The sequence below is a fragment of the Pseudomonas sp. COW5 genome, from assembly GCF_026240005.1.
In the GTDB taxonomy this organism is placed as follows: Bacteria; Pseudomonadota; Gammaproteobacteria; order Pseudomonadales; family Pseudomonadaceae; genus Aquipseudomonas; species Aquipseudomonas kribbensis.
On sequence record NZ_JAPHVP010000001.1, the window covers coordinates 1,330,795 to 1,346,970 of the forward strand.

Consider the following 16,176-nt stretch of genomic DNA (forward strand, 5'->3'; position numbering starts at 1 on the left):
AAAAGGTGACGCAGGGGATCAGAGCAGCACCACGTCATATTGTTCCTGGGAATACATGGTTTCCACCTGGAAGCGTATGGTGCGCCCGATAAACCCTTCAAGCTCGGCGACGTTACCGGACTCTTCATCGAGCAGCCGGTCGACGACTTTCTGGTTCGCCAGTACGCGATAACCCTCGGCCTGATAGGCCCGGGCTTCGCGCAGGATCTCGCGGAAAATCTCGTAGCAAATGGTTTCCGGCGTCTTCAGCTTGCCGCGTCCCTGACAACTGCTGCAAGGCTCGCACAGCACCTGCTCCAGGCTTTCGCGAGTCCGTTTGCGGGTCATCTGCACCAGACCCAGTTCGGTGATGCCGATGATGTTGGTCTTGGCGTGATCGCGCTCCAGCTGTTTTTCCAGGGTTCGCAGAACCTGACGCTGGTGCTCTTCATCTTCCATGTCGATGAAGTCGATGATGATGATCCCGCCCAGATTGCGCAGACGCATCTGCCGGGCAATCGCGGTGGCGGCTTCGAGGTTGGTCTTGAAGATGGTTTCTTCAAGGTTGCGATGCCCGACGAACGCCCCGGTGTTGACGTCGATGGTGGTCATGGCTTCTGCCGGGTCCACCACCAGATAACCGCCGGACTTCAGCGGCACCTTGCGCTCGAGGGCTTTCTGGATTTCGTCTTCGACGCCGTACAGGTCGAAAATCGGCCGTTCACCCGGGTAGTGTTCCAGACGATCGGCGATTTCAGGCATCAGTTCGGCGACGAACTGCGTGGTTTTCTGGAAGGTTTCCCGGGAGTCGATGCGGATCTTCTCGATCTTCGGGCTGACCAGATCCCGCAGGGTGCGCAGAGCCAGGCCAAGGTCTTCGTAGATCACGCTCGGTGCGCCAATGGTCTTGATCTGTTCGTTGATCTGATCCCACAAGCGTCGCAGGTAGCGGATGTCCATCAGGATTTCATCGGCCCCGGCACCTTCGGCGGCGGTGCGCAGGATAAAACCGCCGGCCTCCTTGATGCCTTCTTTGGCCACACAATCGCTGACCACCTGTTTCAGACGCTCGCGCTCGGCTTCGTCTTCGATCTTCAGGGAAATGCCGACGTGGGCGGTGCGCGGCATGTACACCAGGTAACGCGAAGGGATCGACAGCTGAGTGGTCAGACGCGCCCCTTTGGAGCCGATCGGGTCCTTGGTAACTTGCACCACCAGACTCTGGCCTTCATGCACCAGCGCGCTGATGCTTTCCACGGCCGGGCCTTCGCGCAGGGAAATTTCCGAAGCGTGGATGAATGCCGCACGATCCAGGCCGATGTCGACGAAGGCCGCCTGCATGCCCGGCAATACCCGCACGACCTTGCCTTTATAGATGTTGCCGACGATCCCGCGTTTTTGCGTGCGCTCGACGTGCACTTCTTGCAGCACACCGTTTTCGACCACCGCCACGCGCGATTCCATCGGCGTGATGTTGATCAGAATCTCTTCACTCATGGCAGGGTCTCGTTCAGGCATGTTCACGATAATGGCCGCATCTTGTTCCGTTCGACGCTTACTGCGCACTCAGGTTTTGCCAACAGGGTATGCCGAAATGGCCGAGCAGTTCTGCGCTTTCGCACACCGGCAAACCGACCACGGCTGAATAGCTGCCGTTGAGACCGGCGACGAACACCGCGCCCAGTCCCTGAATGCCGTAACCGCCGGCCTTGTCCCGAGGCTCGCCGCTGGCCCAGTAGGCGGCGGCTTCTTCGCGGCTGATCGCCCGGAACCGTACCAGACTGCGCACCACTTGCGACTCGCAGCGCTCACCGTCGAGCACGGCGATGGCGGTCAGCACTTCGTGCTCCTTGCCGGACAACATCATCAGCATGGCGCATGCATCGGCTTCGTCCACCGGTTTACCGAGAATTTTGCCGTCCAGCACCACAGCGGTATCGGCGCCCAACACGCAAAACGGTTTATCGCTGACGACAGAGCGCCGCCCGGTCTCGGCCTTGCCGCGCGCCAGGCGTTCGACATAGGCCGATGGGGATTCATTGGCGAAAGGGGTTTCATCGATATCCGCACTGATGGCGGTGAACGGAACGCCGATCTGCGTGAGCAATTCACGCCGACGCGGCGATCCGGAGGCGAGGTAAAGCGGCTTCATCCAAACATCTCCCTGTTGAGTGCCCTGCCTCATGGCACCGGTGGGGCCCATGCCTGACCGAATCAGTTGATTTTGTAGCGCCGGCGCAATCCACGCAAAGCGAAGCTGACCCAAGGCCAGAGCAAGGCACTGGTCAGTGCCGGCAGGACCAGCGCCAGGGTTGGCTGACGGTTGCCGGTCAGGGCACTGAGCCAGAGTTGTACGAGTTGTGCGAGGCCGAAGATCACCAGGATCACCAGGCTTTGCTGCCACATCGGGAACATCCGCAGACGCTGCTGCAACGACAGCACCAGAAACGTGACCAGGGTCAGGATCAAGGCGTTCTGTCCCAGCAGCGTGCCGTACAGCACGTCTTCAGCCAGCCCGAGGCAAAACGCGGTGACCATGCCGACCTTTTGCGGCAGGGCCAATGCCCAGAATGCCAGGAGCAGTGCCAGCCACAGCGGGCGCAGGATTTCCATGAATTGCGGGAGCGGCGACACGCTGAGCAGCATGCCGATCAGAAATGTCAGCCAGACGATCCAGCCGTTTCGGGAGGCTTTGACACCGACCATTATTCTCGTCCCCCAGTGGTGGCCGGCGCAGTGACAGGCGGTTTGGTGGCCGGCCGTGCACTGGCGGGCTGAGCGGCCGGCGGCTTGCTGGCGGCCGGCGTCGCTGCGGGTGGTTTGGCTGGCGGCTTGCTCGCGGCGGGTTTGGCCGGCGTAGCAGCAGCGGGTGCAGCGGCAGGCGTGCCCGACGCAGCAGGAGCCTGAGCCGGTGTATTCACCGTTTTCGGCACTGTGGCCGGAATGACCGGGCCACCGCCAAACGCATCAAGATTTTCCTGAGCCTGCGCCGCATCGTTGGCACGCTCTTCAGCCGTACGGTTGTCGCTGAACACCAGCAACAGGTAGCGGCTGCGGTTCAGCGCGGCAGTCGGCACGGCGCGGACAATGGCGAATGGCTGGCCGGAATCGTGGATCACTTCCTTGACCGTCGCCACCGGATAACCGGCCGGGAAGCGCTGCCCCAGACCGGAGCTGACCAGCAGATCGCCTTCCTTGACGTCGGCGGTGTCGGCCACATGCCGCAGCTCCAGACGCTCAGGGTTACCGGTGCCGCTGGCAATCGCCCGCAAACCGTTACGGTTCACCTGTACAGGAATGCTGTGGGTCGAGTCGGTCAGCAGCAAGACACGGGAGGTGTACGGCATCAGCTCGACCACCTGCCCCATCAAGCCACGCGCATCAAGCACCGGCTGACCTAGCACCACACCGTCGCGCTCACCTTTATTGATGATGATGCGATGGGTGAAGGGATTCGGGTCCATGCCGATCAGTTCGGCCACTTCGACCTTCTCGTTGACCAGCGCGGAGGAATTGAGCAACTCGCGCAGACGGACGTTCTGCTCGGTGAGGGCGGCAAGCTTCTGCATGCGGCCCTGCAACAGCAGGTTCTCGGTCTTGAGTTTTTCGTTTTCGGCGACCAGCTCGGTGCGGCTGCCGAACTGACTGGCGACACCTTCCCACAGCCTGCCGGGCAGGTCAGTGATCCAGTAAGCGTCCATCAGCACCAGCGACATCTGGCTGCGGGCAGGCTTGAGCAGGCTGAAACGGGCATCGACCACCATCAGCGCGACCGACAGCACGGCCAGCACCAACAAGCGCACGCCCAGTGAGGGGCCCTTGGCGAAAAGCGGTTTAATAGGCCGCTCCTCCCAGGCAAATGTTCTGTTTATTCATACGGCATCAAACCGGCCTGGATGAAGACTGACAGAAGATAAACGCCAACAGGCAGCACTGCAAAGTGCTGCCTGCGCGCTCACCCACGTATTGCACCCGGCGACTTATTCGCTGGAGAGCAGGTCCATGGTGTGTTTGTCCATCATTTCCAGTGCACGGCCACCGCCGCGAGCCACGCAGGTCAGCGGATCTTCGGCAACGATCACCGGCAGACCGGTTTCCTGGGCCAGCAACTTGTCGAGGTCACGCAGCAGCGCGCCACCACCGGTCAGCACCAGGCCACGCTCGGCGATGTCGGAAGCCAGTTCCGGCGGCGATTGCTCCAGGGCGCTTTTCACGGCCTGAACGATAGTAGCCAGCGACTCTTGCAGAGCTTCCAGCACTTCGTTGGAGTTCAAGGTGAATGCGCGTGGAACGCCTTCGGCCAGGTTGCGACCGCGAACGTCGACTTCGCGAACTTCGCCGCCCGGGTAGGCCGTGCCGATTTCCTGCTTGATGCGCTCTGCAGTCGACTCGCCGATCAGGCTGCCGTAGTTGCGGCGCACGTAGGTGATGATCGCTTCGTCGAAGCGGTCGCCGCCAACACGTACGGATTCGGCATAGACCACGCCGTTCAGGGAGATCAGCGCGATTTCGGTGGTACCGCCACCGATATCCACGACCATCGAGCCGCGAGCTTCTTCAACCGGCAGGCCGGCACCGATCGCAGCAGCCATCGGCTCTTCGATCAGGAACACTTCACGAGCACCGGCGCCAAGGGCCGATTCACGGATGGCGCGACGCTCAACCTGGGTGGACTTGCATGGAACGCAGATCAGCACACGAGGGCTGGGCTGCAGGAAGCTGTTTTCGTGAACCTTGTTGATAAAGTATTGCAGCATCTTTTCGCAGACGCTGAAGTCGGCGATCACGCCGTCCTTCATCGGACGAATGGCAGCAATGTTGCCCGGCGTACGGCCAAGCATGCGCTTCGCTTCGGTGCCGACAGCAACGACACTTTTCTGGTTACCGTGTGTCCGAATGGCCACAACCGATGGCTCATTCAGGACGATACCGCGCTCGCGCACGTAAATAAGGGTGTTGGCAGTGCCCAGGTCAATGGAAAGATCGCTGGAAAACATGCCACGCAGTTTCTTGAACATGGGAAAGGGACCCTAGGCAACGCGTGGGTAAAAAAGTGCGGCAAACTCTAACAACGACAGGGATTTTGGGCAAGGCGCCAATATGTTAAATTGGCCGCTTTTCTGTGCACCAAGCCCCACAATCGCGGCCTTATGACCGTAGAAGTGCGGTAGTGTTCCGACAATCTAACACACGGACGCCGTCCGTCCTGTTTTCCACTGGAGAAACCCGATGGCGCTAGAACGCTCCGACGTGGAAAAAATCGCTCATCTGGCCAGCCTTGGCCTGAATGACGCCGATCTTCCACACATCACTTCGGCCCTCAACAGCATTCTCGGGCTGGTCGACGAAATGCAGGCGGTCAATACCGACGGTATCGAGCCGCTGGCCCACCCGCTGGAAGCCAGTCAGCGCCTGCGCGCCGACGTCGTGACCGAAAGCAATAACCGCGAGGCTTATCAGTCCATCGCACCAGCGGTCGAAAACGGCCTGTATCTGGTTCCGAAAGTCATCGACTAAAGGGAAAGAGCCTGCAATGCATCAAATGACTCTGGCCGAGATCGCCCGCGGTCTCGCCGATAAAAAGTTTTCCTCCGAAGAGCTGACCAAAGTCCTGCTGGCGCGCATTACCCAGCTCGATCCGCAGCTCAACAGCTTCATCAGCCTCACCGAAGAGCTGGCCCTCGAGCAGGCGAAAGCCGCCGACGCGCGCCGGGCCAACGGTGAAAGCGGCGCGCTGCTGGGTGCGCCGATCGCCCACAAAGACCTGTTCTGCACCCAGGGCATCCGCACCAGCTGCGGCTCGAAGATGCTCGACAACTTCAAGGCCCCGTACGACGCCACTGTGGTGTCGAAGCTGGCTGCCGCCGGCACCGTGACACTGGGCAAGACCAACATGGACGAATTCGCCATGGGTTCGGCCAACGAGTCGAGCTGGTACGGCGCGGTGAAGAACCCGTGGAACCTGGAACACGTACCGGGCGGTTCGTCCGGTGGTTCGGCGGCGGCGGTTGCCGCTCGTCTGTTGCCAGCCGCTACGGCCACCGACACCGGCGGTTCGATCCGCCAGCCGGCCGCGTTCACCAACCTCACCGGCCTGAAACCGACCTACGGTCGTGTTTCGCGCTGGGGCATGATCGCTTACGCCTCCAGCCTCGATCAGGGCGGCCCGCTGGCTCGCACCGCCGAAGACTGCGCGATTTTGTTGCAAGGTATGGCTGGCTTCGATCCGAACGACTCCACCAGCATCGATGAACCGGTGCCGGACTACGCCGCAGGTCTGAATGGCTCGCTGCAAGGTCTGCGCATCGGCGTGCCGAAGGAATACTTCGGGGCCGGTCTCGATCCGCGCATCGCCGACCTGATCCAGAACAGCATCAAGGAGCTGCAGAAGCTCGGTGCCGTGATCAAGGAAATCAGCCTGCCGAACATGCAGCACGCGATTCCTGCGTACTACGTGATCGCTCCGGCAGAAGCGTCCTCCAACCTGTCGCGCTTCGACGGCGTGCGCTTCGGCCATCGCTGTGAAGATCCGAAGAACCTGGAAGACCTGTACAAGCGCTCCCGTGGCGAAGGCTTCGGTGCCGAAGTACAGCGCCGGATCATGGTCGGTGCCTACGCGCTGTCCGCCGGTTACTACGACGCCTACTACCTGAAAGCGCAGAAGATCCGTCGCCTGGTGAAGAACGACTTCATGGCGGCCTTTAATGAAGTCGACATCATCCTCGGCCCGACCACGCCAAACCCGGCCTGGAAACTCGGCGCCAAGAACAGCGACCCGGTCGCTGCCTACCTGGAAGACGTCTACACCATCACCGCCAACCTCGCGGGCCTGCCGGGCCTGTCGATGCCGGCCGGTTTCGTCGACGGTCTGCCGGTCGGCGTGCAACTGCTCGCTCCGTATTTCCAGGAAGGCCGTTTGCTCAATGTTGCGCACCAGTATCAGTTGAACACTGACTGGCACACCCGCACCCCAACCGGCTTCTGAGGAGACACACATGCAATGGGAAGTCGTGATCGGGCTGGAGATTCACACCCAGCTCACCACCCGGTCGAAAATCTTTTCCGGTAGTTCCACCCAGTTCGGTTCCGAGCCGAACACCCAGGCCAGCCTGATCGACCTGGGCATGCCCGGCGTGCTGCCGGTGCTCAACCAGGAAGCCGTGCGCATGGCGGTGATGTTCGGTCTGGCGATTGACGCCGAGATCGGTCAGCACAACGTGTTCGCCCGCAAGAACTACTTCTACCCGGACCTGCCGAAGGGCTACCAGATCAGCCAGATGGAATTGCCGATCGTCGGCAAGGGCCACCTGGACATCGCCCTGGAAGACGGCACGGTCAAACGCGTCGGCATTACCCGCGCGCACCTGGAAGAAGACGCCGGCAAGAGCCTGCACGAAGAATTCAGCGGCGCCACCGGCATCGACCTGAACCGTGCCGGCACGCCGCTGCTGGAAATCGTTTCCGAGCCTGACATGCGCAGCGCCAAGGAAGCCGTGGCCTACGTCAAGGCAATCCACGCGCTAGTGCGTTACCTGGGCATCTGCGACGGCAACATGGCCGAAGGCTCGCTGCGTTGCGACTGCAACGTGTCGGTGCGTCCGAAAGGCCAGGTTGAGTTCGGCACGCGCTGCGAGATCAAGAACGTCAACTCGTTCCGCTTCATCGAGAAGGCGATCAACTCCGAGATCCAGCGTCAGATCGACCTGATCGAAGACGGCGGCAAAGTGATCCAGCAGACCCGTCTGTACGATCCGAACAAGGACGAAACCCGTCCGATGCGCAGCAAGGAAGAAGCCAACGACTACCGTTACTTCCCTGATCCGGACCTGCTGCCGGTGGTCATCGAGGACTCGTTCCTCAATGACGTGCGCGCCACCCTGCCGGAACTGCCCCCGCAGAAGCGCGAGCGCTTCCAGAGTGCCTTCGGCCTGTCGGCCTACGACGCCAACGTGCTGGCCACCAGCCGTGAGCAGGCGGACTACTTCGAGAAAGTCGCGAGCATTGGCGGCGACGCCAAACTGGCGGCGAACTGGGTGATGGTCGAGTTGGGTAGCCTGCTCAACAAGCAGAACCTGGACATCGAGGATTCACCGGTTTCCGCCGAGCAACTGGGTGGCATGCTGTTGCGCATCAAGGACAACACCATCTCCGGCAAGATCGCCAAGGTGGTGTTCGAAGCGATGGCCAACGGTGAAGGCAGTGCGGACGAGATCATTGAAAAACGCGGCCTGAAGCAGGTTACCGACACCGGCGCCATCTCGGCGGTGCTGGACGAAATGCTCGCGGCCAACGCCGAGCAGGTCGAGCAATACCGTGCGGCAGACGAAGCCAAGCGCGGCAAGATGTTCGGTTTCTTCGTCGGTCAGGCCATGAAAGCCTCCAAGGGCAAGGCCAACCCGCAGCAAGTGAACGAACTGCTGAAAAGCAAGCTCGAAGGCTGACCACAATGGAGCCAGATCCAAAGCCTGGCTCCATTCCCTGTGGGAGCGGGCTTGCCCGCGATAGTGCAGCTTCAGACACCGCAAAGGTGCCTGCCAGACTGCCATCGCGAGCAAGCTCGCTCCCACATTGTTATTTGGGAGCTTTCGAATGAAACGTCTGCTCGGCGCCTGCGCCCTGCTCTCTCTGCTGGCCGGTTGCGCCAGCACCGATGTCATCGACCCGCACGGTTACGACCAGACCGGCGTCGCCTCCTATTACGGAGCCAAACACCACGGTAAACGCACCGCCAGCGGCGAAGCGTTCAACCAGAATTCCCTGACCGCCGCCCATCGCCAGTTGCCGTTCGGCACCCGGGTGAAGGTCACCAACCTGAAAAACGACAAATCCTGCGTGGTGCGTATCAACGACCGCGGGCCACACACCCGTGGGCGCATCATTGATGTGTCGCGGGAAGCCGCCGAACGCCTCGGCATGATTGGCAGTGGCACGGCACGGGTTCGCGTGCAGGCCCTCGACGACTGATGGAGCGCCCGCCATTTTCGGATTGACCGATTTACCGCTGATCAACGTGATCGAACTGCTCTGCGGGCTGTTCCTGCTGATCGCCGGTGCCGAACTGATGGTGCGCGCCGCCGTCCGCCTGGCCGCGCGCCTGCATGTGCGGCCGCTGATCATCGGTCTGACCATCGTCGCCCTCGGCAGCAGCGCCCCGCAGATGGCAGTCAGTCTGCAAGCGACCCTGACGCACAACCCCGACATCGCGGTCGGCAGCGTGATCGGCAGCAGCATTTTCAACATCCTCGTGACCCTTGGCCTGTCGGCGCTGATCATCCCATTGCGCGTCTCACGGCAACTGGTGCGCCTCGACATCCCGCTGATGATCGGCGCCAGCCTGCTGGTGTTCGTGCTGGCCTGGAACGAAGAGATCGGACGTTTCGACGGCCTCCTGCTGCTGGCGGCTCTGGGGTTGTACCTCGGCTTGCTGCTGCGCCAGTCGCGGCACTCGGGCCGGCCACATTCCGATCATCCTCAGACTCAGCCGGCCTCATGGTTCACCAGTCTGCTGATGATCGTCGCCGGTCTCGCCATGCTGGTGTTCGCCGGGCATTTGCTGCTGGGTGCCGCTGTCGCAGTAGCCACCGATCTCGGATTCTCCGAACGGGTGATCGGCCTGACCGTGGTCGCTGTCGGCACCTCGCTGCCGGAGCTCGCCACCTCGTTGATCGCCGCATTACGCGGTCAGCGGGACATTGCCGTGGGCAACGTGATCGGCGCCAACCTGTTCAACCTGCTCGGGGTCCTGGGCATCACGGCGTTGATCGCCCCGACACCACTGTCGGTGTCGCCCAACGCGCTGGATTTCGACCTGCCGGTGATGCTCGGCGTCGCCACGCTGTGCCTGCCGGTGTTCTATTCCGGCTACCGCGTGACCCGGGCCGAAGGCTTGTTGCTGCTCGGCTTGTACCTGGCGTATGGGCTGCATGTGGTGTCGTTCACCACCGGCATGCCACTGGCCGGCAAGCTCGAACGGTTGATGCTGTTTTATGTCCTGCCGACGCTGCTGACGTTTCTGTTTTTCACGTCCGTGCGCGCCTGGCGCCGCCAACACCACAAGAGGGATGTGCCATGACCGAATCGAAGAAATCCGGGGTCGAAATCCGCCGCCAGGTAATGGGCGATGCGTTCGTCGACCGCGCCCTGGGCAATGCCACCGAATTCACGCAACCGCTGCAGGACTTCGTCAACGAACATGCCTGGGGCGGTGTGTGGAATCGCGAAGTTCTGCCGCTGAAGACCCGCAGCCTGATCACCCTCGCCGCGCTGACCGCGTTGAAGTGCCCGCAGGAATTGAAGGGCCACGTGCGCGGCGCGTTGAACAATGGCTGCACGGTCGACGAGATCCGCGAGGCGCTGCTGCATTGCGCGGTGTATGCCGGGGTGCCGGCGGCGATCGATGCGTTTCGGGCGGCTCAGGAAGTGATCGACAGCTACCAGCCAGGCTGAAAAATCATTAGATCCAACCGCCCCACTGCAAAAGAAAGATCCCGACGTTGGTGGTCACTGCCGCCATCAACGTGGTCAACACGATGATCGCCGCCGCCAGTTCATGATTACCCTGGGCCGCCCGGGCCATGACAAAACTGGCGGCTGCCGTCGGGCTGCCGAAGTACAGAAACAGAATCCCCAGCTCCGCCCCGCGAAAGCCCCATAGCCATGCGCCCAGCGTGGCGAACACCGGCAGGCCGATCATCTTCACCAGACTGGAACTGAGCGCCATGCTCCCGCTCTTGCGCAGCGCCGCCAGCGACAGCGTACCGCCGATGCAGATCAACGCCAGTGGCAGCGTGGTTTGCGCCAGGTACTGGCCGGACGTCTCCAGCCAGCCCGGCAAGCCGATCTTGAACCAGGCAAACGGCGCCGCCGCGATCACGCTGATGATCAGCGGATTGCTGAACACGCTTTTGCAGATGCTCCACGGATCGGACTTGATCACCGGGCTGTACACCGCCAGCACAATGGTCGACAGCGTGTTGTAGAACAGGATCACCAGCGCCGCGAGAATCGCCCCGAGCGAAATCCCGTAGTCGCCATACATGCTCGCGGCCAGTGCCAGACCGATCACCCCGTTGTTGCCGCGAAACGCACCTTGCGTGTAGATGCCACGATCCTCGCGCGGGCAGCGGAGAATCGCCCAGCCCCAGGCCAGGGCAAAACTGGCCAGCGTAGCGACGGCGAAGTAGATCAGCAGCGCCGGTTGCAGCGCGGCGTGCAGGTCGGCATGGAGGATGCCGAGAAACAGCAGCGCCGGCATGCTGACGTTGAACACCAGCGACGAGGCTGTGTGGATGAAGTTGTCGTTGATCCAGTCGATGCGCTTGAGCAACACCCCGAGAAACAGCATGGCAAACACCGGCGCGGTGATGTTCAGGGTTTCGAGGAAGATTGCCAGCATGCCGGGGAGCCTTGAAGGTGAGCGTCGTTAGGGGGCTAATGATAAGCCACTTTGGGCTGCTTGCCCCTCAAAAGCCAAAAGCCCCTCACCCCAGCCCTCTCCCGGAGGGAGAGGGAGCCGAATGGGGGGATATTCAAGTGGTCCGCCGACCTGAACTGACTTTGCCGAATCCATAATCAACGCGGTATTTCAGGTCGACGCATAGCGCAAAATAACTCGGTCGGCCCCCTCTCCCCCCGGGAGAGGGTTGGGGTGAGGGCATGGCCAGTGCCGACACCACACCCCTCAAGCCGAATACTCAACGATCAAGTAATCGGCGCCGGATTGAACAACGTAATGTCGTTATGCAGCTTGTGCTTTTCCGCCCACGTCTGCTGCTTGCCGCTCGCCACATCCAGATAGTAGTGGAACAACTCCCAGCCCAACTCCTCGATGGACGCGCGTCCGGTAGCGATGCGCCCGGCATCGATGTCGATCAGGTCTGGCCAGCGCTGCGCCAGTTCGGTCCGGGTCGAGACCTTCACCACCGGCGCCATGGCCAGACCATAAGGCGTGCCACGCCCGGTGGTGAACACATGCAGGTTCATCCCCGCCGCCAGTTGTAACGTGCCGCAGACAAAGTCGCTGGCCGGCGTCGCACAGAAAATCAAACCCTTCTGCTTGAAGCGCTCCCCCGGACCCAGCACGCCGCTGATCGCGCTGCTGCCGGATTTGACGATCGAGCCCAAGGACTTCTCGACAATGTTCGACAACCCGCCCTTCTTGTTGCCCGGCGTGGTGTTGGCGCTGCGATCCGCCTCACCCTTGGCCAGATAACGGTCGTACCAGTCCATCTCGCGCACCAGTTCTTCGGCAACGGTTTTGCTCTGGGCCCGGGAGGTCAGCAGGTAGATCGCATCACGCACTTCGGTGACTTCGGAAAACATCACCGTCGCCCCCGCCCGCAGCAACAAGTCCGAGGCATAACCCAGCGCCGGGTTGGCGGTGATCCCGGAAAACGCATCACTGCCGCCGCATTGCATGCCGAGGATCAGTTCGGACGCCGGCACGGTTTCCCGGCGACGCTGGTCGAGCTTCTTCAGGCGGGTTTCGGCCAGTTCCATGATCTGCTCGATCATCTCGGTGAAACCGTGACTGGAATCCTGCAAGCGATACAGCCATGGCTCGCTCAGATCCACCGACGCATCGTCCTCGTGCATCACCTGCCCGGCCTGCAATTTCTCGCAGCCCAGACTGATCACCAGCGCCTCGCCACCGAGGTTCGGGTTGCGCGCCAGATTGCGCACGGTGCGGATCGGGATATAGGCATCGGTGGCCGTGATGGCCACGCCGCAACCGTAACTGTGGGTCAGCGCCACCACGTCATCGACGTGCGGGTACTTCGGCAACAGCTCATCCTTGATCCGCTTTACCGCGTGATCCAGCACCCCGGTGACGCATTGCACGGTGGTAGTGATCCCGAGGATGTTGCGCGTGCCGACAGTTCCGTCGGCGTTGCGATAACCCTCGAACGTGAAGCCTTCCAGCGGAGCCTGGGCGGCCGGCACATCGGTGGACAGCGGCAGGCTGTCCAGCGGTGGCGCGGTCGGCATGCGCAGTTGATCTTCCTTGACCCAACTGCCACGGGGAATCGGCTGCAACGCATAACCGATGATCTGGCCGTAGCGAATCACCGTGCCGCCCTCGGGGATGTCCACGAGGCTGACCTTGTGACTCTGCGGCACAAAATCCACCGTCACCAGGCCATCGGCGAAGGCGGTGCCGGCCGGAACGCCCTGGTCATTGACCACGACCACTACGTTGTCCCGCTCGTGCAGGCGGATGTAGCGCGGCGAGTCGGAATGTTCAATCAACTGCATGGCGCCGCTCCTCAGGAATGCGCTTGAGACAATTTACCGGTGGCTTCGGAACCGCCATTGGTTGGCGGCTCTTTCAGTACCACACGTTTGATCGGGCCGACGATCACCAGGTAGCTGAACACCGCTACCAGTGCGTTGGCGCCGACAAACACCAGCGCCCACTTGAACGAACCGGTGGAGCTGATGATGTAGCCGATGACGATCGGCGTAGTGATCGAGGCAATGTTGCCGAAGGTGTTGAACAGCCCGCCGCTCAGGCCGGCGATCTGTTTCGGCGAAGTGTCGGAGACCACCGCCCAGCCCAGCGCGCCCACGCCTTTGCCGAAGAATGCCAGGGCCATGAAGCCGACCACCATCCATTCCACCTCGACATAGTTGCACGCGACGATGCTGCTCGAAACCAGCAGGCCGGCGATGATCGGCGCCTTGCGGGCGAAGGTCAGCGAGTGGCCCTTGCGCAGCAGGTAATCGGAAATCACCCCGCCGAGGACGCCACCGATAAAACCGCAGATCGCCGGCAACGAGGCGATGAAACCGGCCTTGAGGATGGTCATGCCGCGTTCCTGCACCAGGTACACCGGGAACCAGGTCAGGAAGAAATAGGTGATGCCGTTGATGCAGTACTGGCCCAGGTACACGCCGAGCATCATGCGGTTGGTCAGCAACTGACGGATGTAATCCCATTTCGGGCCGTCAGCCTTTTTGCCTTGCTTCTGGTCCATGTCGACCATGCCGCCGTTGTCGGCGATGAACTTCACTTCCGCTTCGTTGGCCATCGGGTGCTGGCGCGGGCTGTGGATAACCTTCAGCCAGATCAGCGAGAACAGGATGCCGAACACGCCCATGACAATGAACACGTGTTCCCAGCCGAAGGCATAGACGATCCAGCCCATCAGCGGCGCGAACAGCACGGTGGCGAAGTACTGCGCCGAGTTGAAGATCGCCGAAGCAGTGCCGCGTTCGGCGGTCGGGAACCAGGCAGCGACGATGCGTGCGTTGCCGGGGAACGACGGCGCTTCGGCCAGACCGACCAGGAAGCGCAGCATGAACAGCGCCACGATGGCCGTGGACATGCCGAACTCACCGACAAAGCCTTGCAGCACGGTGAACAGCGACCAGGTGAAAATGCTCAGGGCATAGACTTTTTTCGAGCCGAAACGATCGAGCAGCCAGCCGCCGGGGATTTGCCCGGCCACGTAGGCCCAACCGAATGCAGAGAAGATATAGCCGAGGGTGACCGCGTCGATGCCGAGGTCTTTTTGCAAACTGGAACCGGCGATCGCGATGGTGGCGCGGTCGGCGTAGTTGATCGTGGTCACCAGAAACAGCATGAGCAGAATCAAATAGCGGACGTGAGTCGGCTTGGACGATTGCATGTAGATGTACTCCCACTGATTATTTTTATGCGGGTAAAACATTCTTTGGTCTTGTGCCGCGCAGGGCCTTGGCAATAACCCTGCGCGGGTGCAGCGACTTACGAACCGATGTAGGCGGTTTTCACCACGGTGTAGAACTCTTGCGCATAGCGGCCTTGCTCACGTGAACCATAGGATGAACCCTTACGGCCCCCGAACGGAACGTGGTAATCGACGCCGGCGGTCGGCAGATTGACCATCACCATCCCGGCCTGGGAATGACGCTTGAAGTGGTTGGCGTACTTCAGCGACGTCGTGGCGATGCCCGCCGACAGGCCGAACTCGGTGTCGTTGGCCATGGCCAGCGCGGCGTCGTAGTCGGCGACGCGGACGATGTTGGCCACCGGGCCGAAGATCTCTTCGCGGCTGATGCGCATCGACGCTTCGCTGTCGGCAAACAGGGTCGGCGCGAGGAAATAACCCTCGGTGTCGCAGGTCACCAGACCACCGCCGCTGACTACGCGAGCACCTTCGGACTGGCCGATGTCGATGTATTTCAGGTCCTGCTCAAGCTGCGCTTGCGAGACTACCGGACCGATGTCGGTGCCGGCCTTCAGCGCGTGGCCGACCTTGATCGACTTCATGCGCTCGGCCATGGCTTCGACGAACTTGTCGTGAATCCCGGCAGTGACGATCAAACGGCTCGACGCGGTGCAACGCTGGCCGGTGGAGTAGAACGCGCTCTGCACCGACAGCTCCACCGCCTGCTTGAGGTCGGCGTCGTCGAGAATGATCTGCGGGTTCTTGCCGCCCATCTCCAGTTGCACCTTGGCCTGGCGCGACACGCAGTTGACCGCGATCTGACGGCCCACACCGACAGAGCCGGTGAAGCTGATGCCGTCGACTTTCGGGCTGTTGACCAGCGCTTCACCCACCACACGACCGCTACCCATCACCAGGTTGAACACGCCGGCCGGGAAGCCTGCGCGGGAGATGATTTCGGCCAGCGCCCAGGCGCAACCCGGCACCAGATCTGCCGGCTTCAACACCACGCAGTTGCCGTAGGCCAGGGCCGGGGCGATTTTCCACGACGGAATCGCAATCGGGAAATTCCACGGAGTGATCAGACCGACCACGCCGAGGGCTTCGCGGGTGACTTCAACGTTGACGCCCGGACGCACCGACGGCACGTAGTCGCCGGACAGGCGCAGGCATTCACCAGCGAAGAACTTGAAGATGTTGCCGGCGCGGGTCACTTCGCCGATGGCTTCCGGCAGGGTCTTGCCCTCCTCCCGGGCCAGCAGGGTGCCGAGTTCTTCGCGGCGGGCGAGGATTTCGGTGCCGACCTTGTCCAGCGAGTCGTGGCGAGCCTGAATGCCCGAAGTCGACCACGCCGGGAACGCAGCGCGCGCGGCGTCGATGGCGGCGTTGACCTGAGCCAGGTCAGCCTTGGCGTAGTCGCCGATGGTGTCGCTCAGCTCGGACGGGTTGATGTTGACCGAGTAATCATTGCCGGCGACCCATTCACCGTTGATGTAGTTGTCATAGCGCTTGGTCACGAATCATTCTCCTGACGCAAAAGGCCGCT

15 protein-coding genes are annotated in these 16,176 nt (G+C 61.7%); 6 read left to right on the forward strand and 9 right to left on the reverse strand.

Going from position 1 to position 16,176, the window contains the following annotated elements; genetic code table 11:
• Positions 1-18: 18 nt before the first annotated feature.
• The 5 genes from rng to mreB all read right to left on the reverse strand — a co-directional run bounded on the left by rng (position 19) and on the right by mreB (position 4,997).
• Positions 19-1,476, reverse strand: coding sequence for a ribonuclease G (gene rng / locus OQ248_RS06160; protein WP_065260839.1), 1,458 nt, complete (start codon positions 1,474-1,476; stop codon positions 19-21).
• A 58-nt stretch (positions 1,477-1,534) separates the two neighbouring features.
• Positions 1,535-2,131 carry a Maf family protein gene (locus tag OQ248_RS06165; RefSeq protein ID WP_265812316.1) on the reverse strand — a complete coding sequence of 199 codons (597 nt, stop codon included), beginning with the start codon at positions 2,129-2,131 and terminating at the stop codon, positions 1,535-1,537.
• Between the two features lie 62 nt (positions 2,132-2,193).
• A complete protein-coding gene (gene mreD, locus OQ248_RS06170) occupies positions 2,194-2,685 on the reverse strand; it encodes a rod shape-determining protein MreD (protein WP_265812317.1) in 492 nt (163 codons plus the stop codon).
• Positions 2,685-3,818 carry a rod shape-determining protein MreC gene (gene mreC / locus OQ248_RS06175; RefSeq protein WP_265815072.1) on the reverse strand — a complete coding sequence of 378 codons (1,134 nt, stop codon included), beginning with the start codon at positions 3,816-3,818 and terminating at the stop codon, positions 2,685-2,687. Before mreC ends, mreD begins: the two co-directional genes overlap by 1 nt.
• 141 nt (positions 3,819-3,959) lie before the next feature.
• Entirely contained in the window at positions 3,960-4,997 is a 1,038-nt protein-coding gene (mreB, locus tag OQ248_RS06180) for a rod shape-determining protein MreB (protein WP_002555108.1), read from the reverse strand.
• A gap of 211 nt (positions 4,998-5,208) precedes the next feature.
• Here mreB and gatC point away from each other — a divergent pair, with 211 nt between their 5' ends.
• From gatC to OQ248_RS06210, 6 genes are all read left to right on the forward strand, one after another.
• Positions 5,209-5,496 (forward strand): Asp-tRNA(Asn)/Glu-tRNA(Gln) amidotransferase subunit GatC, encoded by a 288-nt coding sequence (gatC, locus tag OQ248_RS06185; RefSeq protein ID WP_007953612.1) that lies wholly within the window; start codon positions 5,209-5,211, stop codon positions 5,494-5,496.
• A gap of 16 nt (positions 5,497-5,512) precedes the next feature.
• On the forward strand, positions 5,513-6,964 hold the full coding sequence (gatA, locus tag OQ248_RS06190) for an Asp-tRNA(Asn)/Glu-tRNA(Gln) amidotransferase subunit GatA (protein ID WP_265812318.1): 1,452 nt from the start codon (positions 5,513-5,515) through the stop codon (positions 6,962-6,964).
• A gap of 10 nt (positions 6,965-6,974) precedes the next feature.
• On the forward strand, positions 6,975-8,420 hold the full coding sequence (gene gatB / locus OQ248_RS06195) for an Asp-tRNA(Asn)/Glu-tRNA(Gln) amidotransferase subunit GatB (RefSeq protein WP_114881417.1): 1,446 nt from the start codon (positions 6,975-6,977) through the stop codon (positions 8,418-8,420).
• A gap of 148 nt (positions 8,421-8,568) precedes the next feature.
• On the forward strand, positions 8,569-8,943 hold the full coding sequence (locus OQ248_RS06200) for a septal ring lytic transglycosylase RlpA family protein (protein ID WP_248743966.1): 375 nt from the start codon (positions 8,569-8,571) through the stop codon (positions 8,941-8,943).
• A 46-nt stretch (positions 8,944-8,989) separates the two neighbouring features.
• Positions 8,990-10,051, forward strand: a complete 1,062-nt coding sequence (locus tag OQ248_RS06205) for a calcium/sodium antiporter (RefSeq protein WP_265815073.1) — start codon at positions 8,990-8,992, stop codon at positions 10,049-10,051.
• Positions 10,048-10,425, forward strand: coding sequence for a carboxymuconolactone decarboxylase family protein (locus OQ248_RS06210; protein ID WP_265812319.1), 378 nt, complete (start codon positions 10,048-10,050; stop codon positions 10,423-10,425). The genes OQ248_RS06205 and OQ248_RS06210 overlap by 4 nt, the downstream gene beginning before the upstream one ends.
• A gap of 7 nt (positions 10,426-10,432) precedes the next feature.
• Here OQ248_RS06210 and OQ248_RS06215 read toward each other — a convergent pair whose 3' ends face one another.
• The 4 genes from OQ248_RS06215 to OQ248_RS06230 all read right to left on the reverse strand — a co-directional run bounded on the left by OQ248_RS06215 (position 10,433) and on the right by OQ248_RS06230 (position 16,147).
• Positions 10,433-11,374, reverse strand: coding sequence for an AEC family transporter (locus OQ248_RS06215; protein ID WP_085711802.1), 942 nt, complete (start codon positions 11,372-11,374; stop codon positions 10,433-10,435).
• Positions 11,375-11,679: 305 nt separating this feature from the next.
• Positions 11,680-13,233, reverse strand: coding sequence for a galactarate dehydratase (gene garD / locus OQ248_RS06220; protein ID WP_119426689.1), 1,554 nt, complete (start codon positions 13,231-13,233; stop codon positions 11,680-11,682).
• An 11-nt stretch (positions 13,234-13,244) separates the two neighbouring features.
• Positions 13,245-14,609 (reverse strand): MFS transporter, encoded by a 1,365-nt coding sequence (locus tag OQ248_RS06225; RefSeq protein WP_085711879.1) that lies wholly within the window; start codon positions 14,607-14,609, stop codon positions 13,245-13,247.
• 98 nt (positions 14,610-14,707) lie between these two features.
• Entirely contained in the window at positions 14,708-16,147 is a 1,440-nt protein-coding gene (locus tag OQ248_RS06230; RefSeq protein WP_265812320.1) for an aldehyde dehydrogenase family protein, read from the reverse strand.
• Positions 16,148-16,176: the final 29 nt, after the last annotated feature.

What these genes read in the sequence shown, in the direction of transcription:
- OQ248_RS06215 (WP_085711802.1), bottom strand. Translation starts at nt 11,374, where the DNA reads ATGCTGGCAATCTTCCTCGAAACCCTGAACATCACCGCGCCGGTGTTT.
- mreB (WP_002555108.1), bottom strand. Translation starts at nt 4,997, where the DNA reads ATGTTCAAGAAACTGCGTGGCATGTTTTCCAGCGATCTTTCCATTGAC.
- OQ248_RS06200 (WP_248743966.1), top strand. Translation starts at nt 8,569, where the DNA reads ATGAAACGTCTGCTCGGCGCCTGCGCCCTGCTCTCTCTGCTGGCCGGT.
- mreD (WP_265812317.1), bottom strand. Translation starts at nt 2,685, where the DNA reads ATGGTCGGTGTCAAAGCCTCCCGAAACGGCTGGATCGTCTGGCTGACA.
- OQ248_RS06210 (WP_265812319.1), top strand. Translation starts at nt 10,048, where the DNA reads ATGACCGAATCGAAGAAATCCGGGGTCGAAATCCGCCGCCAGGTAATG.
- garD (WP_119426689.1), bottom strand. Translation starts at nt 13,233, where the DNA reads ATGCAGTTGATTGAACATTCCGACTCGCCGCGCTACATCCGCCTGCAC.
- gatB (WP_114881417.1), top strand. Translation starts at nt 6,975, where the DNA reads ATGCAATGGGAAGTCGTGATCGGGCTGGAGATTCACACCCAGCTCACC.
- OQ248_RS06165 (WP_265812316.1), bottom strand. Translation starts at nt 2,131, where the DNA reads ATGAAGCCGCTTTACCTCGCCTCCGGATCGCCGCGTCGGCGTGAATTG.
- gatC (WP_007953612.1), top strand. Translation starts at nt 5,209, where the DNA reads ATGGCGCTAGAACGCTCCGACGTGGAAAAAATCGCTCATCTGGCCAGC.
- rng (WP_065260839.1), bottom strand. Translation starts at nt 1,476, where the DNA reads ATGAGTGAAGAGATTCTGATCAACATCACGCCGATGGAATCGCGCGTG.
- OQ248_RS06225 (WP_085711879.1), bottom strand. Translation starts at nt 14,609, where the DNA reads ATGCAATCGTCCAAGCCGACTCACGTCCGCTATTTGATTCTGCTCATG.
- gatA (WP_265812318.1), top strand. Translation starts at nt 5,513, where the DNA reads ATGCATCAAATGACTCTGGCCGAGATCGCCCGCGGTCTCGCCGATAAA.